Here is a 21,953-nt window from a genome sequence, read left to right on the forward strand (position 1 = left end):
TCACGCCACCCCGACCCGGTGCGGAAGCGCCACAGGATCCCGTTGAACTGGTCACGCACCCGCCTTGGCAGCGGCCCGGTGGCCGCCACCGGCACCAACGGCTCGATCAACGCCCACTCGGCATCGGTCACATCAAAACGCGCCACAACCGGGTTCTATCAGCCATGGCCAGCCCACCACCGGACCTCACCAAGATCCGAACTCAGAACAGCTCCTAGCGCCCGTTGATGCGCCACGTGGGCTCGACGACCGTCCAGGCGTCGGCCCACTCCCGGCGGACGCGGCGCCACACCAGCAGCCGGGTCACGCCCAGCAGGGCGCAGCTTCCGACGATCATGGCCAGCGGCACTCCCGTGCCCACGGTGAGGGCGGCCACGACGGTGGTCTCCCGGTCACGCGGGCGCGGGACCGGCTGCCCCTGCGCGTCGGTGTAGACGGTGATCTTCTGGGCCTTCACCGACAGCACCGGGGCCTGGACCAGCCCCTGGTGGTCCTTGCCGTCGAGCCCCTTCCAGGACGCCATGACGGTCGCGGTCGCCGGGCCGTTCACGGTCGCGTGCACGCGCGCGTCGTCCAGCAGCGTCGCCTCGGTGGCGTGCCGGGCACGCGCCTGTTCTTGCTCCGCGCGGACGCCCTCGCCGTAGGCCTTGATCCCCAGCATCAGCCCGCACACCACAGCGGCGAGCGTGACGAGGACGACCAGCCGGCGGACCGCCGCCTCGGCGCGGTCACACGGGCGGCGCAGCGGGTTCCGGTCGAATCCGAGCCAGCGCCGGAACCGGACCACAGGATTTGCAGCCATCTCCCCACCTCTAGGGATCCCTACCACTTCACATCCGGTTTATGCCTATTTCCGGACATGTGACCTGGGGTTATCGCCGCTTCGCGTTACGCTCGTGGGTGTGCGTCCAGCCCTCATCGCGCTCACGGCCCTGCTCTTACTTTCGGCCTGCACCAAGCCGCAACCCAAGCCCATCCCGGGCACCGAGGTGCCCGACGGCTTCCACCGCATCGGCGGGGTGGCCACCGGCGTCTCGATCGGCGTGCCGACCGTCTGGAAGGTCGTCGACCTGTCGAAGTCGGGCTTCGAGGAGCAACTCGCGGCCACCGGCCTCACCGGCCCCGCGCTCGACCAGGCCAGGCAGGGCCTGCAGGCCCTGCAGAGCGCCAAGGCGGTGTACGCCCTCGACCCCGCCAGCCAGAAGGAGTCGAAGCAGGGCTTCGTCACCAACCTCAACGGGTTCTGCCAGCCGAGCGTGGGCGGCTCCAACGAGGCGCTGCAGGAGCAGGCCAAGCAGCAGCTCGCGAGCGTCGGCGCCACCGTCTCCGACGCCGGCGTGGTCAAGGTCGGCGCCGGCCAGGGGGTCCGCATCCGCTACACGCTGAAGATGCCGGCCGGGCCGGTCCAGGGCACCCAGTACTACGCCCACTCGGGCAAGGGCACGACCTGCGTGGTGACCCTGACGACCGACCTCCCGGGCCGCGAGCCCCTCTTCGAGCAGATCGGCGCCACGATCAGGCCTCTGTGACCCGGAGCCTCGGCAGGCTCTCGGGGTAGTTCTCCCTGATCCAGGTCACCAGGTGTTCCCGCACGTCACACCGCAGGTCCCAGGCGCTGGCCGAGTCGGCGGCCGACATGAGGGCGCGCACCTCGACCAGGCCGTTGGCGGTGACGTCGGTGACCTGGAGGGTCCAGTCCTTCTGGTCCCAGAGCGGGTTGTCCTTGATCGCCCGGTGCAGTTCGGCGCGCAGTTCGGGGATCGGCACCGTCCAGTCGACGCGGAGGAAGACGGTGCCGAGGATCCGGCTCTCGTGCCGGGTCCAGTTCTCGAACGGGTTGTTGGCGAAGTGCGAGACGGGCAGGATCAGCCGCCGCTCGTCCCAGAGCCGCAGCGACACGTAGGTGAGGGTGAGCTCCTCGACCCGGCCCCACTCCCCCTGCACCACCACGACGTCGTCGAGCCTTATGGCGTCGGAGAAGGCCAGCTGGAGCCCGGCCAGCAGGTTCCCCAGGGTCGACTGGGCCGCGATGCCGACCAGCACCCCGGCGATCCCCGCCGACGCGAGGAGTCCCGCACCCAGCGCTCTCACCTGGGGGAACGTGAAGAGCATGGCGCCCAGCGCCAGCACGATCACGACGGCGGCGCAGACCCGCCGCACCAGCTCGATCTGGGTCCTGATCCGCCGGGCCCGCCGGTTCGCGTCGCCCTCGACGCGCACCAGCCGTTCCAGCACGACGTCGGTCACCGCGTAGGCGGCCTGGATGACGAGCCAGGTGGCGCAGAAGATCAGCGCGATGGTGGTCAGGTGGCCGACCCAGCCTTCGGCGTCGGGCGGGATCAGGCCCCGGTCGTAGACGGCGGTGCCGGTGGCGAGGGCGGCGGTCACGAACCCGGGCCAGGTGCAGCGCCGCACCAGTGGCCCGGCCAGGGCCCAGCGTTCGCCGACGAGCCGTGAGCGCAGGATGCGTCGTACCAGCTCGACCGCGAGGAGGGCGGCGAGCACGGCGATGGCGAGGGAGATCCAGTTCCATGCGTCCGTCACGGATTGAGATCACCACATTTGGGGCTTTTTGTCAGATTATTGCTTGAGGCCCAGGTCGGTGAGGACGTCTCGGGCGCGGGCCGACTCGACGCGGAGCCAGTCGTCGAAGTCGGGGCCGTCGAGGTAGAGCGGGGCCCACAGGTGGCGGCGGCAGGAGGCCGTCCAGTCGTCGGAGGCGCCGACGCTCCGGCAGACGTCGAGCAGGTGGGCGCGGTCGTCCTCGCGGAGGGAGTCGGAGACCAGCAGCCCGCGCCAGTCGGCGTGGATGAGGCGTACCCCCGACTCCATGAGGGTCGGCGCGTCGACCTCCGGCAGGCGCTCGGGCGAGGAGACGGCGAGGGCCCGGACGCGGCCCGCGCGGATCTGCGGCGCGAGCTGGGCGACCCCGCCGACGCCGGCGGCGACGCGGCCGTCGAGGAGCGCGCCGAGGAGGTCGCCCTCGCTGGGGAAGGCGGCGTAGTCGACGAGGCGCGCATCGGCGCCGAGGCCCTTGGCGATGAGGCCGCACAGGACGTGGTCGGCGCCGCCGTGGCCCCGGCCGCCCATCAGGACCGAGCCGGCGCTCCGGCGCAGGGCGGCGGCCAGGCCGTCGAAGTCGCGGAGGCGGGAGCCCATCGGGGCGACGACGACCGACCACTCCCCCGCCATCCGGGCGAGCGGGACGGTGCCCGAGAGGTTGACCAGCGCGGGCCCGGCGACCAGCATCCGGCCCCGGCTCGCGCCCCGGGTGAAGTCCTTGATCGACGCCTTGTCGCCGTCGCACGTGGTGACGTCGACGGCTCGGGCGAGGCCGCGCCGCGTGACGACCCTGCGCAGCTCCTGGGCGAAGCCGTCGTCGTGGCCGCCCACCACGGCGGGCACGACCAGGGAGAGCGGCACGCCCAGTGGACGTGGGCCGGCCCCGCAGCCGGCGGCCAATGCGGCGAGCCCGGCTCCCCACAGGAGGAACTCCCGACGCCGCACTCCGCCCTCCCCTCGGTCTTACACGTTGAGCATATGACCGATTACTCATCGTTATGACAGCGGGGTCGGGATTGACGGGCAGGCCCTCCATCAATTAACTAATGCATTAGTGGATTGAGGGGAGTGACGTTGATCGAGTTCTCTCTCGACAAGAGGTCGGGCGTGGCGACGTACATGCAGATCGTGCTGCAGGTCGAACAGGCCATGCGGCTGGGCCGGCTGACGCCCGGCGACCGGCTGCCGACGGCGGCGGAGGTGGTGGGCCGGCTGGCCATCAACCCGAACACGGTGCTGCGGGCCTACCGCGAACTGGAGTCCCGGGGGCTGGTGGAACCCCGTCCGGGGCTGGGGACCTTCGTGCGGCGGTCGCTGGCGCGGCCGCGCGACCCCGCGCTGGAACAGCGGCTGGCGGCGTGGGTGCGGGACGCGCGGGCGGCCGGCCTGGGGCCCGACGACGTCCGGGCCCTGGTCGAGTCGGCCCTGTCGGGCGGCCTGATCGGGGAGGCGACGGCGTGAGCGACCAGGTTCCCGCCCTCGAAGCGACCGGGGCCGGGTTGCGGTACGGCCGGGCCTGGGCGCTGCGCGGGTGTTTCGCCAGTGTGCCGCAGGGGCGGGTGGCGGCGCTCGTCGGGCCCAACGGGGCCGGCAAGTCGTCGCTGATGCGGCTCGCCGTCGGGTTGCGGCGGGCGAGCGAGGGCGAGGTCAGGGTGTTCGGGCAGCCGCCGCGCGGCGCGAACCTGCCCCGGGTGGCCTTCGTCGCGCAGGACAAACCGCTCTACCCCGAGCTCACCGTCGCCGAGACGATCAGGGCCGGGGCCGGGCTGAACCCCCGCTTCGACACCCAGGGGGCGCGGAGGCGGCTCGACGATCTGGGCATCCCGCAGCGCAAGCGGATCCGCCAGTTGTCCGGGGGTCAGCGGGCCCAGGTCGCCATCACGCTCGCCGTCGCCAAGCGGGCCGACCTCGTCGTTCTCGACGAGCCGCTCGCCAACCTCGACCCGCTCGCCCGCCACGAGGTCATGGAGGGGCTCATGTCCGCCGTCGCCGAGCGGGGGCTCACCGTGCTGCTCTCGTCGCACGTCGTCGCCGAACTCGCCGAGGTCTGCGACCACCTGATCCTGGTCTCGCGGGGAAGGGTGCAGGTCGCGGGCGACATCGAGGAGCTGGTGTCCGCACACCGGCTGCTGGTGGGCCCGTCCGGTACGACCCCCGCCGGCTCCTACGACGTCATCGGCAGAAGCGACACCGAACGGCAGACGACCCTGCTGGCCAGGGTCCGGGGGCCCGTCCACGACCCCCGCTGGACCGCCCGCGAACTCTCCCTGGAGGACATGGTGCTCGGCTACCTGCGCGCGCCCGACGCCGTGCTGACCCCGAGGCCGGTGGCGCTGTGACCTGGCTCGCGATCAGACAGCACCGTGTCCGCATGGTCAGCATGGCCCTCGTGGTCGTCCTGTGGGCCGGGTTCGTCGCCGTCGAACGCCTCTATCCGGGCGTCAGGGGCATCTCGGCCGGCCTGTTCCCCTACCTCCCCCTGGTCATGGGGGTGTTCCTCGGAGCGCCGCTGCTCTCGCGGGAGTACGAACGCGGCACCCACCAGTTCGCCTGGACCCAGTCGATCAGCCGGAGCCGCTGGCTGGCGCCCCAGGTCGGCGTCGCCGCCGTGCTCGCCCTCGTCACGACCGGGCTGGTCACCGCGCTGATCTGGTGGTCGCTCCGGGCCCTGCCGGCGGAACTGACCGGCGCGCTCCCCTTCACCTGGGCGCTCTTCGCGCTCGCCCTCGGCACCTTCTGGAGCGCCGTCACCCGGCGGACCACGGTCGCGATGGGGGCGGCGTTCTTCGGCGTCGCCGCCTGCCAGCTGATGGCCGAGGGGCTGCGCAACCGGGCCGCCCGCGAGCTCGGCTGGGCCCCCGCCACGCTCGGCGCGGTGGAGGCCGCGATCACAGCCGGGCTCGCGGGCGTCCTCGTCGCGGGCGCGTGGTGGTACGTCACGCGCCGCGATCCCGGCTAGACGTCGAGCAGGGCCAGGTCCCCCGGGGAGAGCGAGGGCAGGTCGAGCAGTTCGTCGAGCTGGGCGATCGTGGAGGGCCCGATGATCGGGCTGACCCCGGCGGCGAGCAGCCAGGCCAGCACGACCTGGTTCCGGGTCGCCCCGAGGCCGTCCGCCACCTGGGCGAGCGCTTCGAGCCTGCGGGTGGTCCCGGGGTGGTCGTAGGCCTCGGGGAAGGGGCGCTCCGGACGTACATAGGAACCCGAGATGAGCGGGGTGTAGGCCCACAGGTCGAGGCCCTCGGAGGCCACGTAGTCGAGGGTCTCGTCGGTCACCCACGCGAAGCGGTGGTTGACGCCCTCCACCTTGATCCAGGGGCGGGGGGTCAGGTACGAGTACCGCAACTGCAGCGCCGAGTAGGGGGCGCCCAGGGCGCGGGCGCGCTCGACCCGCCACGTGGGGTGGTTGGAGACGCCGACGCGGCCGGTGAGGCCGTCGGCCACCAGGCCCGCGAGCGCCCCGGCCGTCTCCTCCAGCGGGACCGACCGGTCTTCCATGTGGGTCCAGAAGAGGTCGACGTGGTCGATCCCGAGGCGGCCGAGGCTCAGCGTGAGCGCCTCCTTGAGAGCCGGCGCCGACAGCCCTTCACGGCTGGCGGGCCACTCCCCCGGGCCGACCGGCTCGGCCCCGGCCTTGGTGGCCAGGGTCAGCCGGTCGCGCAGGCCCGGACGGGCGGCCAGCCAGCGGCCCAGGAGCCGCTCGCTCTGGCCGCCCCGGCCGCCGGGGTCGTTCCAGAAGGCGTAGCAGTTCGCGGTGTCGATCACCGTGCCGCCGGCGTCGACGAACCGGTCGAGCAGCGCGAACGAGGTGCGTTCGTCGGTCAGGGTGCCGAAGTTCATGGCCCCGAGCACGAGAGAGGTCATGACCGAACCATGAACCCTGGAGTGCGCTCCAGGTCAAACCTGGGTGCAGCCCGGGATCGTGGGCAGCGGGCTGCCGGTGGCCGGCCGGTTGGCCTGGAAGCCGAACGTGGTGGTCTGACCAGCGGGAACGCTGGAGTTCCAGCTCGCGCCGGTCAGGGTGACGTTCGATCCGCTGACCGAGAGCGTCGAGCTCCAGTTCGACGTGATCTGGTGGCCCGAGGGCAGCGTGAACGGGATCGACCAGTTGTTCGCCGGGCCGTTCAACGTGAAGTAGGCGACGTAGCCGGGGCCCCACTGGTCGAACCGGACCGTGCAGCTTCCGGTCTGGCCGCCGCCCTGGGTGGTCAGCGTGATCGTGTTCGACTGCCCCGACACGTTCCCGGCCGCGTCGTAGGCGGTCACGTAGAACTGGTAGGTCGTCGAGGCGGCCAGGCCCGTGGCGGCGTACGAAGTCGACGTCGAGGTCCCGACCTGGCTGAACGACCCGCTGGTGCCCTGACGGCGGTAGACGCGGTAGCCCGCGACGCCGACGTTGTCGGACGAGGCGCTCCACGACAGGTTCGTGCCGTTCGCCGTCAGGTTCGAGGGCGTGCTCGGCGCGGTGGTGTCGGTGGGATTCTGGCCGCCGCTGGTCGTGTACGTGAAGTTGTTCACCGTCAGCCCCGCGCCGCCGACCCACGGTTCGAACCCGGCCTGCACGCTGGTCAGGTACCACGACCGCTGCGCGTAGCCGCGGGAGACCGCGTCGCTGTAGAAGGTGTTCACGGCGAAGTCGATCGACGAGGTGCCGGAGGTCCGGACGTACGAGATGACGTTCCAGCCGATGTTGCCGAACCAGACCTGCCAGGTGCCGCCGGCCAGGTTCACGGTCCCGACCTGGCTGCCGACCGGCTGGATCGTGCCCCGGTGGTTGAGCCAGATCATGATCTCCGCGCCGGTGTTCTGGCCGTCGGTGCGCGGGGTCGGGTCGAACCAGATGTCGTAGGCGGCGTCCCACGTCCCGCTCGACGGGTAGCTCATGCTGACGCTGCTCCGGACGTTGCCGAAGTTGCCGGAGCTGGCCTGCATGGGCAGGTTGCTGCCGCTGGAGCAGTTGGCGTAGTGGCAGCCGGCGTAGATCGCCGGATAGGAGGCCGGGGCCCCGTTCGTGGCGTTGTTGTGGTTGGCCGACTGGATGGTGAAGCCGCCGGACTGGTTGACGTCGATGCACTGGGAGGTGCTCGCGCCCCACACGTTGTTGATCACAACGTAGCGGCCCGACTGGACGGTGGTGGCACCGTACTTCTCGCAGATCACAGGCGCGGCCTGCGCGGGGGAGACGCCGAAGAGCACGAAACCGCCGAGCAGCGCCGCCACAAGGGCGATGCGTCTCATGTCACGGACGCTAGGACGGGGCGGTGAAGCGGCCTACGAAAGCTTTCAGGCACGCGCGCCCACCTGCGGAGAAGTCTGAAACTTACACCAGCACGCCTTCGAGGAACAGGTCGAGCAGGCGCTCCTGCCGGACCGAGTCGCTCTCGCACGACCACGCGATGCCGTGGACGATCGTCGCCAGGTCGGCCTGGGTGAGGTCGGGCCGCACCGCGCCGGTCTCCTTCGCCCTCGCGAGCAGGTCGGCGGAGACCGCGAAGAGGGTCTCGCACTGTCCGTGCAGGGGCGACTCGGGGTTGTTGACGGCCACGGCGAGCTCGGCGGTGAGCCCCCGGGTGGCGGTGATGTGGTGGAGCTGGGCCAGCAGCCACTCGCGCAGCGCGCGGCCCGGATCGTCGCACTTCAGGTCGCGCGCGGTGGTCGCCATCGCCTCGAACCGGTCGCGGAGCACGGCCAGGATCAGGTCCTGCCGGGTGGGGAAGTGACGGTAGAGCGTGCCGACACCGACGCCCGCGGCCTTGGCGATGTCTTCGAGCGACGCCTCGGTGCCCTTCTCGCCGAAGGCCACTCCGGCCTCGGTCAGCAGGCGCTCGTAATTGCGGCGCGCGTCGGCCCTCACGACAACTCCCTTGCGTAAGTGGAGGCTGCCTCCGTATATTTACCGGAGTCGGCCTCCGATTATTTTATCGCCTGAAGGGCCTCCCCATGAACCCTCGCCAGCGCATCACGCTGCTCGTCATCGCCCTCGCCCAGCTCATGCTGATCCTCGACGGCACGATCGTGACGGTCGCCCTCCCCGGCATCCAGGAGGAACTCGGTTTCAGCCCAGGCGGCCTGTCGTGGGTGATGAACGCGTACATGCTGGCCTTCGGCGGCCTGCTGCTGCTCGGCGGCCGGGCCGGCGACATCCTGGGCCGCCGCCGCGCCCTGACGGCCGGAGTGCTGATCTTCACCCTGGCCTCGCTGCTGGGCGGTTTCGCCCCCGGCCCCGAGGCCATGATCGCCTCCCGGGTGCTCCAGGGCGTCGGCGGCGCCCTGGCCGGACCGGCCGGGCTGGCCCTGATCACCGGCAACTTCCCCCAGGGCCCGCAGCGCGACCGGGCCATCGCCGTGTTCACCTCGGTCGGCGCGGCGGGGGCCGCGATCGGGCTGCTCGCGGGCGGGGTGTTGACCGACCTGGTGTCGTGGCGCTGGGTCATGTTCGTGAACGTCCCGATCGGCCTGGCGATCCTGGCCCTGACCCCGGTCTTCGTCCGCGAGACCCCGCGCGTCCCCGGCCGCTTCGACCTGGCCGGCGCCGTGACCGCCACGACGGGCTCCTCCGGCCTCGTGTACGGCCTGGTCCGCGCCTCCGAGCAGGGCTGGGACGACGGCTGGGCACTGGCGTCCCTGCTCGGCGGCCTGGTGCTGCTGGCGCTGTTCGTCCGGGTCGAGCGGCGGGCCGCGCAGCCGGTGATGCCGCTGCGCCTGTTCGCCGAGCGCTCGCGGGTGGCCGGTTACGCGTCGATGCTGCTGCTCCCGGCCGCGATGATGGGGACGTTCTTCTTTCTCACCCAGTTCGTCCAGCTCGAACTCGGCTACTCCCCCATGCAGGCCGGCCTGGCGTTCCTCCCGCTGGCTCTGACCATCCTGGCGCTGTCGCAGCTCGCGGGCCGGATCCTGCGCGTGGTGAGCGCGCACACGGCGTCGGTGGCGGGCATGCTGCTGATCCCGGTCGGCCTGGTGTGGCTGTCGCGCATCGACGCGACGACGGCGTACTTCCCGGGCGTCTTCGTCCCGCTGGTCGTCATGGGCGTGGGCGCGGCGGCGGCCCTGGTCGTGATGAGCATGCGCATCATCAACGGCGTACGCGGTGACGACGCGGGCGCGGCCTCGGGGCTGCTCCAGGCGATGCAGCAGACGGGCGGGTCGCTGGGGCTGGCGGTGCTGGTGACGGTGCACGCGTCGGCGGGGCTGGCGGCGACGTTCCTGACGGCGGCCGGCTTCTCCCTGCTGTCACTGCTGATCGTGACGGTCCTCCGGCCCCGGCGGACCATGCCGGAACCGGAGGACGCGGCGACCGTGGTCACTCGACGGTGACGCTCTTGGCCAGGTTGCGGGGGCGGTCGACGTCGCGGCCGAGGGCCACCGCCGCGTGGTAGGCGAAGAGCTGGAGCGGGATCGACAGCAGGATCGGGTCGAGTTCGTTCTGGTTCTTCGGGACCACGATGCAGTCGTCGGCCTGGTCGGTCTCGCGATGGCCGACCATCAGGATGCGGCCGCTGCGGGCGCGGATCTCGCCCAGTGTCGTGAGGTTCTTGTCGAGCATCTCGTCGTCGGGGACGATCGCCACGGTCGGCATCTCGGGGCCGATGAGGGCCAGCGGGCCGTGCTTGAGCTCGCTCGCCGGGTAGGCCTCGGCGTGGACGTAGGAGACCTCTTTGAGCTTCTGCGCGCCCTCGCGGGCCACCGGGTAGCCGCGAACCCGGCCGATGAACATCATCCCGGCCGACGTCGCGTACCTGTGGGCGAGCGCGCGGATGTGCTCCTCCTGGGTGAGGATCTCCTTGATCTGCTCGGGCAGGGCGCGCAGGCCCTCGCAGATGCGGCGGCCGTCGGCGGGCGACAGGTCGCGCACGCGGCCGAGGTGCAGGGCCAGCAGGGCGAAGGCCGCGGCGGTCGAGGTGAAGGCCTTGGTCGAGGCGACCGAGACCTCCGGGCCGGCGTGCAGGTAGACGCCGCCGTCGCACTCGCGGGCGATGGCCGAGCCGACCGTGTTGACGATGCCGAGGACCCGGCCGCCCTTGCGCTTGAGCTCCTGGACGGCCGCCAGGGTGTCGTAGGTCTCGCCCGACTGGCTGATGGCGACGTACAGGGTGTCGGCCTCGACGACCGGGCTGCGGTAGCGGAACTCCGAGGCCGGTTCGGCGTCGGCGGGGATGCGGGCGAGTTCCTCGATGAGCTGGGCGCCGATCTGGCCCGAGTAGTAGGCCGAGCCGCAGCCGATGATCTTGACGCGGCGGAACGAGCGGGTCTCGCGGGCGTCCATGTTCAGGCCGCCCAGGTGGGCGACGTGGAAGCGGTCGTCGAGCCGGCCGCGCAGGGTGCGGGCGATCGTGTCGGGCTGCTCGGAGATCTCCTTGAGCAGGTAGTGCTCGTAGCCGCCGGTGTCGTAGTGGCCGGTGTCCCAGTCGACGGTCAGCGGCTGCTTGGCGGTCTCGCGGGCGTCGCCGCCGAAGGTGTGGAAGCCGTCGGCCTTCAGCACGGCCAGTTCGCCGTCTTCGAGGTGGACGACCTGGCGCGTGTAGCGGACCAGCGCGGCGACGTCGGAGGCGGCGAACATCTCCTTCTCGCCGATGCCCAGCACGATCGGGCTGCCCAGCCGGGCCACCACGACCTCGCCGGGGCGCTGCGCGTCGACCACGGCGATGCCGTAGGTGCCGACGACGCTCTTCAGTGCCCGGCGCACCGCGTCCTCAAGGGTGTCGGTCTCGTCGACGGCGCGGGCGATCAGATGGGAGAGCACCTCGGAGTCGGTCTCGCTGAGGAACTTGACGCCCTCGCCCTCGAGCCGCTGCCGCAGCGCGTCGGCGTTCTCGATGATCCCGTTGTGGACGACCGCGATGCGCTCGTCACTCGACAGGTGGGGGTGGGCGTTGACGTCGCTCGGCACGCCATGGGTCGCCCAGCGGGTGTGCCCGATGCCGGTGGCGCCCTTGAAGCGGGCCGGCACCACCGCCGCCAGGTCGGCCACGCGGCCCTTGACCTTGCGGGTCTTCAGCGCCCTCGACGCGACGACGGCGACGCCCGCGGAGTCGTAGCCGCGGTATTCGAGCCTCTGGAGCCCCTCCAGCAAGATGGGCGCGGCGTCCTTCGGCCCGACGTAGGCCACGATTCCGCACATAGAGTTCACCCTCCGTAGATGATCCGGCGGAGCTGGCGCTGTGACAGCTCCGGTGCCGCGACCCGGCGCGCGGGCAGCTCGGCGGCCACCCGGCGGAAGATCTCGTCGTTGCCGAGCCCGCGTGCCCGCATTTCGGCATGCCTACGCCTGACATAGGCCTCGGCCGTCTCGCCGAAGTAACTGAGCACGTCGGCGACGACCCTCGCCGCCTCCCCCGGTCCGAGCGAGGTCGTCCGCATGAGGTGGGCGATGAGGTCGTCGTACGGCACAGAGAAGGACCTTACGGAGAAGAAACCGGGAATACCAAGATTCCTGCCCGGAATCGGGCATCAAACCCCGTTTTTGTACGTCCACCGTCCGGCGAGCATCGTCCCGAGGATCTCCGGGTTCCGCAGATCGGACATGTCGCCCACGATCACGAGATCAGCCGGCGATCCGACCTGGACGCCCGTACGACCACCGGCCGCCGCCGCGAGCGCCGTCTCCAGGGAGATCGCCTGCTCGGGATGCCAGGCCGGCCGGTCGTCGTCGGTCCGGGTGACGGCCGAGGCGATGCCGTCCCACGGGTCGAGCGGCGAGACCGGGGCGTCGGAGCCGATCTCGATGGTCGCCCCGGCGGCCAGCAGGTCGGCGAAGGCGTAGGCCCGGTCGGTCCGTCCCGGCCACTGGACGTCGGCGACCTCGCGGTCGTCCGGCTGGTGGGCGGGCTGCACGCCGGCGACGAGCCCGTCGAGGGCGAACCGGGGAAAGTCCTCGCGGGAGACCAGCTGCGCGTGCTCGATCCGCCCCGGGCAGCCGAGCGCGTGGAAGGCGTCGAGGGCGATGGTCACCGCGTCGTCGCCGATGGCGTGCACGGCGGGGTGGATCCCGTTCTCGCCGGCCAGCCGCATGGTGCCGAGCAGCTCGTCGGGCGGCAGCTCCAGCAGCCCCCGGGAGGTGGTGCCGGGGTAGGGGTCGGCGCAGTAGGCGGTCCGGGTGTTCAGCGACCCGTCCACGAACATCTTCACCGGCCCGACCCGGAGAAGATCGCCGATCTCCATTCCGGTACGCAGCCCGTCGGCGATCGCGGCGGCGAGCCGGTCACGCGGGATCGAACAGGCCACCCGCACGTCGGTCCGGCGGCGCTGCCAGTCGGTCACGTTGTCGGCGTACTCGAAGTCGATGACCCCCGTCACGCCCCGCGCCGCCGCGGCGGTCGTCGCCTCGGTCACCCACGCGTCCACCTGCTCGGCCGGAGGCGGCGGCAGCGCGGCCAGGCCACGGAAGCAGTCGCCTTCGAGGAGCACCCCGGTCGGATGGTCGCCCCGCCCGATCAGCGAGAGCGCGGCCTGGTTGAACCACGCGGTGTGCAGGTCATTGCTGACCAGGACGAAGGGATGCTCGCCCGGCAGCAGGTCCTTGTGCATCTCGTCGGCCCAGAAGGCGTCCCGGAAGCCGAAGCCCATGGTGGGCTCCCCCGGTCGTACCGCAGGGAGGATGAGCGAGACGGCGTGCGCGGCGGAGGTGGCCGCGGACAGATCGGTACGACGCCGGTTCTGCGCCCACTGCACGGAGTGCACGTGGGCGTCCACGAGGCCGGGCAGCACGGTCGCGCCCTGGAGGTCGACGATCTCGTCGGGGGTGGTGTCGCCGGGGGCGACGACACGCCCGGCCGAGATCGCGAACGCGGTGAGCGGCCCGCCGATCCCAGCTCGGGCGTTCCTGAACAGGAGAGACATGCCCTGAACCTTATTTGTCAGACTTTGTGTCTTTATAGGGGGTATGGTCCGTGTGCAAACTTAAGGGATGCTGGCTCCAGACCTGACGCGTGAACTCGGCACCGTCCCCGAGTACGACCGGTTCGCCACCGTCGACGAGGTCAACGAGTGCCTGACCGGCCTGGCCGCCACCCACCGCGACCTGACCTCGATCGACCGGATCGGCACCTCACGCCTGGGCGACCCCCTGCTGTGCCTGACCATCGGCGACGGCGACCGCGACGTCGTCGTGGCCGCCGGCCCCCACCCCAACGAGCCCATCGGCGGCCTGACGGTGATGCACCTGGCCTCCCGGCTCTGCGCCGACGACCTGCTCCGCAACGGCGCCCGCTGGCACATCGTCGGCTGCCTCGACCCCGACGGCACCCGGCTCAACGAGGGGTGGTTCGCGGGGCCGTACACCAAAGCCCACTACGGCCGGCACTTCTACCGCCCCGCCGGCGACGAACAGGTCGAATGGACCTTCCCGTTCACCTACAAACGCTCTTATTTCGACCGGGTCCTGCCGGAGACCCTGGCCCTGATGCGACTGATCGACCGCACCCGCCCCGCGTTCCTGACCACCCTCCACAACGGCGAACTCGGCGGCGTCTTCTACTACCTGTCGCGCCCCGAACCCGAACTCCAGTCGGTTTTGACCGAACTCCCCGCCCTGTTCGGCCTCCCCCTGCACGTCGGCGAACCCGAACACCCGGCGATCGGCCAGCTGGCCCCCGCGATCTTCCTCACCCCGCGCATGGAGGAGACCTACGACTACGTCGAGGCCCTGGGTCAAGATCCGACCGAGGTCATCACCGGCGCCGCCTCCGACACCTACGCCGCCCGCTGGGGCACCCTCTGCCTGACCGCCGAACTCCCCTACTGGGTCGACCCCGCCGCCGGCGACACCTCCGAGACCGACATCCCGTACGGCGAACTGATCCGCACCCAGGCCGCCCACCTGCGCGAGACCGCCACGGTCCTGGAGGAGACCCTCACCGGCGTGACCGCCGACCTGGTCAGCTCCTCCCCCTTCATCCGCGCCTCCCGCTTCTTCATCCCGATGCTCGCCAGCATCGCCGCCACCGACGAGAACCGCTCGACGGCCCCCTCGGCCGACCGCGCCGCCACGGCCGCCGAGGTCTCCTCGTGCCGCGACCTCGTGCACAGCTACCGGCTGCGCTTCGGCGGCATGCTGCTGCGCGCCCTGGAGGGCGAGATGGCCATCGGCAACGGCACTCCGGCCATCCGGCGCGGCTGCCGCGCCCTGTCGGAGACCTACGAAAAGTGGTGCGTGGACGCCGAAAACGAGATGTCCGACCAGACGATCCCCATCGCTCACCTGGTGGCCATCCAGTACGGAGCCATCCTCGCGGGCGCGCGGCACGCGCTTGGTGCGCACGAGCACCCGGGAAACACGCTAAAGTCTTCTTCGTGAGGCCGACCCGGAAGGGAACGGCGGATCACGCGGAAGTGGCTCAGGGGTAGAGCATCACCTTGCCAAGGTGAGGGTCGCGGGTTCGAATCCCGTCTTCCGCTCGGTGGAGTGGCCGAGAGGCGAGGCAGCGGCCTGCAAAGCCGCGTACACGGGTTCAAATCCCGTCTCCACCTCCAGGTCGTCACGAAGTCTCGTGAAGTCCGCTAAAGTAAGACAGGTGTCGCGGAGGTAAATCCGAGGCGACCACGCGGAAGTGGCTCAGGGGTAGAGCATCACCTTGCCAAGGTGAGGGTCGCGGGTTCGAATCCCGTCTTCCGCTCGGAACGTTGCTTGGACGATTAGCTCAGCGGGAGAGCGCTTCCCTGACACGGAAGAGGTCACAGGTTCAATCCCTGTATCGTCCACCTTCGGAGACCCGTGGGCGGCGCCTTTGGCGCCTTTCGCGGGTCTCCTTCGTTTATCCGGGGGGACGACCTCCCGAACCCCCCGATGTCAGGGGGCTTCGCCCCCTCACGCTCCCCCTGGCCCGCTTCGCGGTCCTGACGTCGCTGTCGCTCCGGGTCGCTGCGCTCCTGGCGAAGGGCTCCGCCCCTCGCGCTCCCTGGACAGGCCTCGCTTCGCTCGGGATGCTCTCGCTTCGCTCGTCTACTCCTGTCTCCTGGCCACTCGGCGATCCCGTGGGGCAACTCCCATAGCGATGCCGTCGACGGCTGCCCGCTCACGGCGGCGAAACGGCCGTACACCTATTCAGGGCGTCATGCCCGGCCGTCGGGTTTGACTACGACTTGACACTGAAGGCAGAGGTCGTCGAAGCTATGACCCGGCAAGCCTCGATTAAGCCCGAAATGGCAGATTAAGCGCGCCACCCGTTAACCCGGGCTTCATTTTCCAACAATCGAGCCATCCATTCACCCCTGAAGAACTCCTGACACCCGGCACCGTTGTGCCTCTATCCGGAGTTCGACTTTCGTATGCCCAAAAACAGCTAGGACGAGTATGCGTTTGTTAACCCGAGGGTCGGTAGCCCTGACTCTGCTGGCCACGCTTGTCACACCTCTACCTGGGGCTGCTGCCGCCGAACCGCTTGGGGCGCCCGCAGCCGAGCCCGCACCCGTCCTCGTTGTGGACGAGAAGGTCGAAGCGGCCAAGAAAAGCGCGCGGGAGAAGGGCGAGCGCGTTCCCATTCCGTCGAAATTCACGGAGAACATGACCGTCTGGGCCGCCCCGGATGGGCAGACGTTACAGGCGGAGCTGCATACCAAGCCCATTCAGCTCAAGGACGAGGAAACCGGGTCGTGGAATCCGATCGACACCGCGATCGTCCGACGTGGCGGTAAACTTCAGGCGAAGCGTGTCAAGACGCCCCTTGAATTCGGTGGTGCCGGGTCGACCGATCTCGTGACGGCGGCGGGCGCCGAGGGAGCAGCGGGCTTCCGCTGGAAGAAGGGCCTGCCCGCCCCCAAGATCTCCGGAGACGAGACCGTCTACCGTGACGCCGTTGGCGCGGGTGCCGATCTGGTCGTGCGGGCCGAGCCTGATGGGTTCACCCAGCGAATCGTCTTCCGTGAGCGGCCGAAGAGGCAGGTGAGCGTCGAACTGCCGATGAAGCTCCCCAAGTCTCTGCGCTACGGGAGATCGCCGGCGGGAGTGCCGCAACTCATGACGGCCGGAGGGCAGCCGAAGGCGGCGCCCGTGGCCGTCCAGGCGATGGACGCCCGGGCCGAGCTGTCCCCGGACACCGGGAAGGTCGGCCAGGTCGACGTCACCTTCGAGGACGCCGAGGACGGAACCGTTCTGGTGCTGCGGCCGGACGCGGGCTTCCTGGCCGACCCCTCCGTCACGTACCCCGTGACGATCTCGCTGTCGAGCGTCTTCATCGGGGCCGGGCTTGAGAACGACGCCTGGGTGAACAAGAACGACCCGGGGCTGAACCATCTCACCGATACCTGGCTACGCGCCGGCACGACTCAGACGAGTGCCGATGTCGCACGCATCTACCTGCGGTATCTCATCAAGAACAGCGATCTGGAACACTCGACCATCCGCAACGCCGACCTCATGCTGTGGAACTACCGCTCCGGCGCCCCCACCGGCAGCTCGAAGAACTGTGGCCTGGAGGTCGCGTCGGGAATCGTCGCGCGCCAGCTGACGTCGAGCTGGGGATCGAGTCTGTCCTGGTACAACCAGCCGACCTGGACCACCACCGGTCAGGTGGCCAACAGGGCCGCGTACAGCGACACCGCCGGGTGCCAGGAAGGCGAGTTGATCCACTCCATCGAGCAGATCGTCCAGTCGTGGGCGGACGGCGATCCCGACCACGGCCTGGTGCTCATGGCACCCAGCGAGAGCGCCGTCATCAACTGGCGTCAGTACCGCTCGCAGGAGGGCGGCTCGCATGACCGTGAGTGGGGTCACGAGCCGATCCTCTTCGTGGAGTACGAACCCGCCCGGCAGCTCAATGTGGCCTACCTCACGGACAACGACGCGGCGACCCCCAACACCTACGAGGAAGACCTGGCTCAGGTCCTCGCGGGGAACTCCGGCGACACTGACCCCGAGGCCGACGATCTTTCTCCGGCCGAGGCTCAGGCGGCTTCGCTGGAATCCGGTGTGTCTTTCGAGACCGAGCTCATGGAGGAAGGGCACAACCCCGAGCTGACCGAAGAGGAGGTGGCGCTGGGAACCGACCCCGAACGTGGTGATGACACCCCGCCGGACCCCACGCCGTCGCCGAATCCGCAGCCCACGGCGGCCAACCCGGACGAGGTCCTGAACTCCAACCCGTACTTCGAGACCGACGTCGCTCCATGGACGGTCTCCGACGGGACGGTCACCCACTCCACCGCTCATGCGCGCCCCGGAGGCGGAACGGGTTCGGCGCTCGTCAAGGCCGCGGCGGCGACGACGCTCCATTCCGAAGGAGGGATCCCGGTGTCCGCTGCGGAGTTCTACTCCGTGGGCGGCTGGCTGCTCTCCCCCGGTCACGACCTCGACGTCCGGTACGGGATCGACTGGTTCGACGCCTCGGGTGCATATCTGTCCTCGTCATTGACCGACATCGGCCTGCGCGCGGATGACTGGCAGGAGGTGCTCGACTCGTACTGGCCGCCGGCGAACGCCGTGTCGGCACGGCTCCGGGTGGATCTCGTCAACCCGCCGGCTGACGCGGGACTGGTCGTGGACCAGCTTGAGCTGCTCGGTCCCGCCGTCCCGACTCCCCCGCCCTCGCCATCCCCCTCCCCTTCCCCTTCGCCGTCTCCGTCGGCATCACCTTCGCCTTCGCCGTCCCCCTCACCGACCCCGACGCCGACCCCGACACCGACTGGGCTCGTGGCCGAGTTCGGGATGAACGAGGGAACCGGTTCGACGGTCGGCGACTCCTCCGGGTCCGGGAACACCGGAGTGGCGAGCGGCACCTCGTGGTCGGCCGGAAAGTTCGGCCAGGCGCTCACCTTCAACGGCACCACCGGCAAGGTCTCGGTCAACCACTCGTCGTCGCTCAACCTCGCCAACCGGGTGACCATGGAGGCGTGGGTCAACCCCACCACCCTCGCGGACTACCGGACCGTACTCATGAAGAACCACGGCGAGGGATCAAGCTACGGCCTGTACGCCTCGGCGGACGGTCCGCCGTCCTCCTGGGTGCTGCCAGCGGATGATCTCGGCCATGTCATCACCTTCGGCCAGTCCGTCCTGCCGGCGAACCAGTGGACCCATCTCGCCGCCACCTACGACGGAACCGTTTCGAAGCTGTACGTGAACGGCGCGCTCGCCGCGCAGGAGGCGGCAGGCGGACCGATCGCGACCTCGAACCTGCCCCTGTGGATCGGCGCCAACTCGTACTGGGGCGAATACTTCAAGGGCCGTATCGACGAGGTCCGCGTCTACAACCGGGTGCTGTCGCAGAGCGAAATCCAAGTCGACATGGCACGCCCGGTCGGACAGCAGGCCCTGTCCGCCAAGACGGCGGCCGCCATGTCACCCACCGATCCGGGCGTCCTCCCGTCGACCAAATGGTGGCCGGACAACATCGACTCCTGGAAGGAATGCGAGGACCACAGCCTTCTCTCCGGGCGGCGCGCAGGCTGGCTGAAGAACCGGTTCAACTGGTGTCAGACCCGGTTCATCAAAGCGCGCCGATGGGTGGAGAACAACAGGGGCCGGAAGATCACCACTGGCGAGCTGAAGGCCTGGCAGTACGTCCGCGTGGAGTCGAGCCTCGACAAGCGCGAGTTCACCGTCTACAACAAGATCATTCCCACCTCGATCAACTGGGGCACGCTCTACAACGCCGATGTCGAACTCCTGCCGGCCTACCGAGGTTCGTCAGGCAGTTGCTGGCCGTCCGAGAGCTACGGGCAGCAGAAGGGCACGCTCTTCAGCTGGGGACTCGGCTACGACGGGAACGACTGGGACTCCGCATGGACCTTCAAGTCCACGTTCACCGAGCAGAACGGACCGGCGATCGAGCAGTGCAACGTCAAACCGGTGATGAGGATCACTGGGGAGACCTTCAACATCAGAATCAAGAACAGCACCAACGTCTCTGTCCGTTGCGACCGCGCGGCGATTTTCAACTGGTATCCGCAGGGCGGCTGCGTGGTGTCAAAGGGCTATCCGGTCATGCACATGGGCCGCTATGACGTGAACGAGAAGGGCCAGAGCTGGCCCGAGCAGTACGACGCCATCTGGCGGGCGCTCCACCTTCCGACCGGAAGCTGGCCGGAGCCCGGCGGGGTCAACTTCCCGAACGTCCCGAAGGGCACGCCCAAGAGCATCCCCGGCCTTTCCATCAGCGATCCGCTGCACAGAGCGACGAGCGGTACGCTGAACAACGATCAGCGAACGGAGTCGCAGCGCATCTGCCGAACCGAGCTGAGGCGGACCTGGCCGGGCGACATCAGAGTGCACGGCGACAAGGCCCTGAACTGCGACGAATATCCCTTCGCCTCGACACACGAGGGTTCACTCAGCGCCGATCCGCGCTACAACTATTCGGTGTTCCTGATCAACGCCCGGCACAACCAGCGCTTCGGTAACTCCCTCGGCGCCTGGTTCCACAACAACAGAATGCTGGATTGGGACCCGTTCCTGATGAATCTGCACACCAGGTTCTACTGGACCTGACAAACCCGGCCCGGTGGCGGACACGGTCCGCCACCGGGCGTCCGATCGAAGCGGGAAACAGCATTGCGCGCGAACTTCAGTGACGTCGTCACCGTTCAATACGGCCAGTTCCTGGTCCTCGACATCGACGGCGCCGACGGTGTCCCCCCGGGCGAACCCAGCCCGTACGACCTTTCCTTCGACGACGAGGAATGGTTCCAGCCGGTCATGAACGGCGCCCTGGTGAGCACCGGCTATTCCGACCATCTCACCGAGGTGCGGTTCGAACTCTGGGATGCCGCCCCGCCACCGCCGGACGAGGAGGCGTGGCAGTGGTCGGGCGCCTTCTTCTCGAGTTCGGGCAGGCTTCGCCTAGCCACCTTGATGACCGATGAGGCCCATGACGTTTTCGATCTGGGCAGACGCGAGAACTGGTGGAACCTCCGGGCCATCCAGATAAGGATCGGCAACCCCGACGAGGCGACCTGGGAATCCGGCCCGCCCCGGGACATCGAGCTTTACCGGCTGCAGTTCTGGCCTCAGTAGGCGAATCCGCAAATGCCCGGCTCGTCCGTCAGGAGGATTCGCCGAAGCGTGCCCGCCACGGTCCCGGCAGCTTCTGCGCTTCCCAGTCGTCGGTGTAGGCCGGCGGCTTGACGCCCCGGTGGGTCACGATGAGGTCGTAGCCGCGCTCCCTGAACTCCTGGATGCGCGCGGGCATGGTGTCGTCGAACCGCTGGGCGATGGCCTGCGACTCGCAGCCCAGCAGGTAGCCGAGCTGGGCGCCGCCCTGTCCGTAGATCACGCACGGCCCCTCGATCCGGGGCCTGAGTTCCTCGGCGGCGGCGTTCATGACGTCGCGTTCGGCGCGGGTGTCCGACGACATGGCGACGGCGACGGCGCCCTGGAGGATCAGGTGGGCGGCCACACCGGCCAGGACCGGTAGGAGGGCCAGCCGCGCCGCGTTCGCGATGGGGAGGGCGAGCAGGGCGTACACCGGGAGCAGGAAGCGCGGGGCGGCGTAGTCGACGTAGAAGAAGTACGGCAGGGCCATCGCCACGGCCGTGGCCGTGGCCAGGGCGAGCGGGCGGAACCATGCGGTGTGCCGAGCCGCCCACAGGCCCGCGGCCGTGGCCAGCGGGATCGCGATCCACCAGATGAGCAGGACGGGGGACACGCCGCCGCACTCGACCCCGAAGCGGCACAACGCCGGGCCGTCGAGGGCGCCGGCCTGCTCGCCCAGAGTGCTGGTCAGACCGGTGTCGTTGTGCTCTCCGGCTGCCCCCAGGCGTTCGGTGACTCCGCCGAACCGGACGATCGCCTCGGCCATCCACTGGGCCCAGCCGATCCCCAGCCCCACAACCAGCGCGGCCAGCTCCCGGAACTGCCGCTGCCACAGGGCGTAGGCGGCCAGCGGGACCGCCAGCACCAGCGCGTCGGTCGGGCGCATGAGCGAGACGGCCACCATGGAGGCGCCCAGGCCCAGCGGGGTTCCGGTCAGCAGGAAGCCGGTGGCGGCGACCGCGCCCAGCGCGACGTAGAGGTTGGGCATCGCCTGGTTGCCGTAGAAGAGGGACAGCCAGCATCCGGCCAGCAGCAGGGCGGCCAGCGGGACGACCCAGTGGTTCTTGACCCGCAACCAGACGGCGAAGGCGCCGAAGAGGGCGGCGGAGGAGATCAGAGTCAGCCAGATCCGCAGCACGACCACCTCGTCGGTGATCGCCACGATCGGGGCGACGAGGAGCGGCACCCCTTGTGCGCGTGGGGCGGAGTAGACGGCGGGCGGCGCGTGGGCGGCGTACTGCGAGGCGTAGACGGCCTCGTCCCAGCCGATTCCCATGCCGAGGGTGGGGATGAGGAGCTGGGCGGCGAGGTAGAGCAGCGCCACCCCCGCGAGCAGGACCGCGGGGGTGGTGGTGACCTCTCGCCGGACGATGACCATGGCGCCCTCCCGATACCGCCGAAAGGGGCTCTCCTTACCTCCAGACAAGCGGGC

At 69.8% G+C, this 21,953-nt stretch carries 19 protein-coding genes and 4 tRNA genes; 12 read left to right on the forward strand and 11 right to left on the reverse strand.

The features are described 5' to 3' along the window. Positions 1-146 (reverse strand): transposase (locus tag FDA94_RS33740; protein ID WP_137251125.1); only part of this gene is annotated, 146 nt, incomplete at its 3' end. A gap of 68 nt (positions 147-214) precedes the next feature. Beyond that, a complete protein-coding gene (locus FDA94_RS33745) occupies positions 215-802 on the reverse strand; it encodes an Rv1733c family protein (RefSeq protein WP_137251126.1) in 588 nt (195 codons plus the stop codon). A gap of 100 nt (positions 803-902) precedes the next feature. Here FDA94_RS33745 and FDA94_RS33750 point away from each other — a divergent pair, with 100 nt between their 5' ends. Further along, positions 903-1,529, forward strand: coding sequence for a hypothetical protein (locus tag FDA94_RS33750; RefSeq protein WP_137251127.1), 627 nt, complete (start codon positions 903-905; stop codon positions 1,527-1,529). Here the strand turns inward: FDA94_RS33750 and FDA94_RS33755 are convergent. Next, positions 1,516-2,544: a mechanosensitive ion channel family protein gene (locus FDA94_RS33755; RefSeq protein ID WP_137251128.1), complete on the reverse strand. Its 1,029-nt coding sequence runs from the start codon at positions 2,542-2,544 to the stop codon at positions 1,516-1,518. The two genes, FDA94_RS33750 and FDA94_RS33755, sit on opposite strands and share 14 nt — an antisense overlap. Positions 2,545-2,580: 36 nt before the next feature. After that, complete coding sequence (locus tag FDA94_RS33760; protein ID WP_137251129.1) at positions 2,581-3,507, reverse strand: Bug family tripartite tricarboxylate transporter substrate binding protein; 927 nt, start codon at positions 3,505-3,507, stop codon at positions 2,581-2,583. Positions 3,508-3,630: 123 nt separating this feature from the next. Here FDA94_RS33760 and FDA94_RS33765 point away from each other — a divergent pair, with 123 nt between their 5' ends. Genes FDA94_RS33765 through FDA94_RS33775 form a run of 3 tightly spaced genes read left to right on the forward strand, consistent with a single transcriptional unit; the run spans position 3,631 to position 5,521 of the window. After that, positions 3,631-4,023: a GntR family transcriptional regulator gene (locus FDA94_RS33765; RefSeq protein WP_342778559.1), complete on the forward strand. Its 393-nt coding sequence runs from the start codon at positions 3,631-3,633 to the stop codon at positions 4,021-4,023. Beyond that, positions 4,020-4,901: an ABC transporter ATP-binding protein gene (locus FDA94_RS33770; protein WP_137251130.1), complete on the forward strand. Its 882-nt coding sequence runs from the start codon at positions 4,020-4,022 to the stop codon at positions 4,899-4,901. Before FDA94_RS33765 ends, FDA94_RS33770 begins: the two co-directional genes overlap by 4 nt. A gap of 32 nt (positions 4,902-4,933) precedes the next feature. Then, positions 4,934-5,521, forward strand: a complete 588-nt coding sequence (locus FDA94_RS33775) for an ABC transporter permease subunit (protein WP_137251131.1) — start codon at positions 4,934-4,936, stop codon at positions 5,519-5,521. Here the strand turns inward: FDA94_RS33775 and FDA94_RS33780 are convergent. From FDA94_RS33780 to FDA94_RS33790, 3 genes are all read right to left on the reverse strand, one after another. Further along, positions 5,518-6,423 (reverse strand): aldo/keto reductase, encoded by a 906-nt coding sequence (locus FDA94_RS33780; RefSeq protein ID WP_137251132.1) that lies wholly within the window; start codon positions 6,421-6,423, stop codon positions 5,518-5,520. The genes FDA94_RS33775 and FDA94_RS33780 overlap by 4 nt on opposite strands. Positions 6,424-6,456: 33 nt before the next feature. Continuing rightward, a complete protein-coding gene (locus tag FDA94_RS33785) occupies positions 6,457-7,797 on the reverse strand; it encodes a GH12 family glycosyl hydrolase domain-containing protein (RefSeq protein WP_137251133.1) in 1,341 nt (446 codons plus the stop codon). An 82-nt stretch (positions 7,798-7,879) separates the two neighbouring features. Further along, complete coding sequence (locus FDA94_RS33790; RefSeq protein ID WP_137251134.1) at positions 7,880-8,413, reverse strand: TetR/AcrR family transcriptional regulator; 534 nt, start codon at positions 8,411-8,413, stop codon at positions 7,880-7,882. A gap of 86 nt (positions 8,414-8,499) precedes the next feature. Between FDA94_RS33790 and FDA94_RS33795 the strand changes: the two genes are divergently transcribed. Then, positions 8,500-9,873 (forward strand): MFS transporter, encoded by a 1,374-nt coding sequence (locus tag FDA94_RS33795; RefSeq protein ID WP_137251135.1) that lies wholly within the window; start codon positions 8,500-8,502, stop codon positions 9,871-9,873. Here the strand turns inward: FDA94_RS33795 and glmS are convergent. The 3 genes from glmS to FDA94_RS33810 are packed head-to-tail and all read right to left on the reverse strand — an operon-like array spanning position 9,860 to position 13,395. Next, positions 9,860-11,677 carry a glutamine--fructose-6-phosphate transaminase (isomerizing) gene (glmS, locus tag FDA94_RS33800; protein WP_137251136.1) on the reverse strand — a complete coding sequence of 606 codons (1,818 nt, stop codon included), beginning with the start codon at positions 11,675-11,677 and terminating at the stop codon, positions 9,860-9,862. The genes FDA94_RS33795 and glmS overlap by 14 nt on opposite strands. A 5-nt stretch (positions 11,678-11,682) precedes the next feature. Further along, the gene (locus FDA94_RS33805; protein WP_245653331.1) at positions 11,683-11,946 is read right to left on the reverse strand and encodes a hypothetical protein; all 264 of its coding nucleotides are present in this window, start codon (positions 11,944-11,946) and stop codon (positions 11,683-11,685) included. A gap of 60 nt (positions 11,947-12,006) precedes the next feature. After that, complete coding sequence (locus FDA94_RS33810) at positions 12,007-13,395, reverse strand: amidohydrolase (RefSeq protein ID WP_137251137.1); 1,389 nt, start codon at positions 13,393-13,395, stop codon at positions 12,007-12,009. A 67-nt stretch (positions 13,396-13,462) separates the two neighbouring features. Here FDA94_RS33810 and FDA94_RS33815 point away from each other — a divergent pair, with 67 nt between their 5' ends. From FDA94_RS33815 to FDA94_RS33845, 7 genes are all read left to right on the forward strand, one after another. Then, the gene (locus tag FDA94_RS33815; RefSeq protein ID WP_137251138.1) at positions 13,463-14,851 is read left to right on the forward strand and encodes a M14 family zinc carboxypeptidase; all 1,389 of its coding nucleotides are present in this window, start codon (positions 13,463-13,465) and stop codon (positions 14,849-14,851) included. Positions 14,852-14,880: 29 nt separating this feature from the next. Beyond that, positions 14,881-14,952 (forward strand) — tRNA-Gly (locus FDA94_RS33820). Between the two features lies 1 nt (position 14,953). Next, positions 14,954-15,027 (forward strand) — tRNA-Cys (locus FDA94_RS33825). A gap of 71 nt (positions 15,028-15,098) precedes the next feature. Then, positions 15,099-15,170, forward strand: a tRNA-Gly gene (locus FDA94_RS33830). Positions 15,171-15,183: 13 nt separating this feature from the next. Beyond that, positions 15,184-15,255, forward strand: a tRNA-Val gene (locus tag FDA94_RS33835). Between the two features lie 718 nt (positions 15,256-15,973). Next, positions 15,974-19,978: a LamG-like jellyroll fold domain-containing protein gene (locus tag FDA94_RS33840; RefSeq protein ID WP_137251139.1), complete on the forward strand. Its 4,005-nt coding sequence runs from the start codon at positions 15,974-15,976 to the stop codon at positions 19,976-19,978. 63 nt (positions 19,979-20,041) lie between these two features. Then, a complete protein-coding gene (locus FDA94_RS33845) occupies positions 20,042-20,503 on the forward strand; it encodes a hypothetical protein (RefSeq protein WP_137251140.1) in 462 nt (153 codons plus the stop codon). A 28-nt stretch (positions 20,504-20,531) separates the two neighbouring features. On the opposite strand, the gene FDA94_RS39600 is transcribed toward FDA94_RS33845, so the two are convergent. Further along, positions 20,532-21,899 carry a hypothetical protein gene (locus tag FDA94_RS39600; RefSeq protein WP_170991242.1) on the reverse strand — a complete coding sequence of 456 codons (1,368 nt, stop codon included), beginning with the start codon at positions 21,897-21,899 and terminating at the stop codon, positions 20,532-20,534. Positions 21,900-21,953 lie beyond the last annotated feature (54 nt).

This window comes from Herbidospora galbida (assembly GCF_005233835.1).
Lineage (GTDB): Bacteria > Actinomycetota > Actinomycetes > Streptosporangiales > Streptosporangiaceae > Herbidospora > Herbidospora galbida.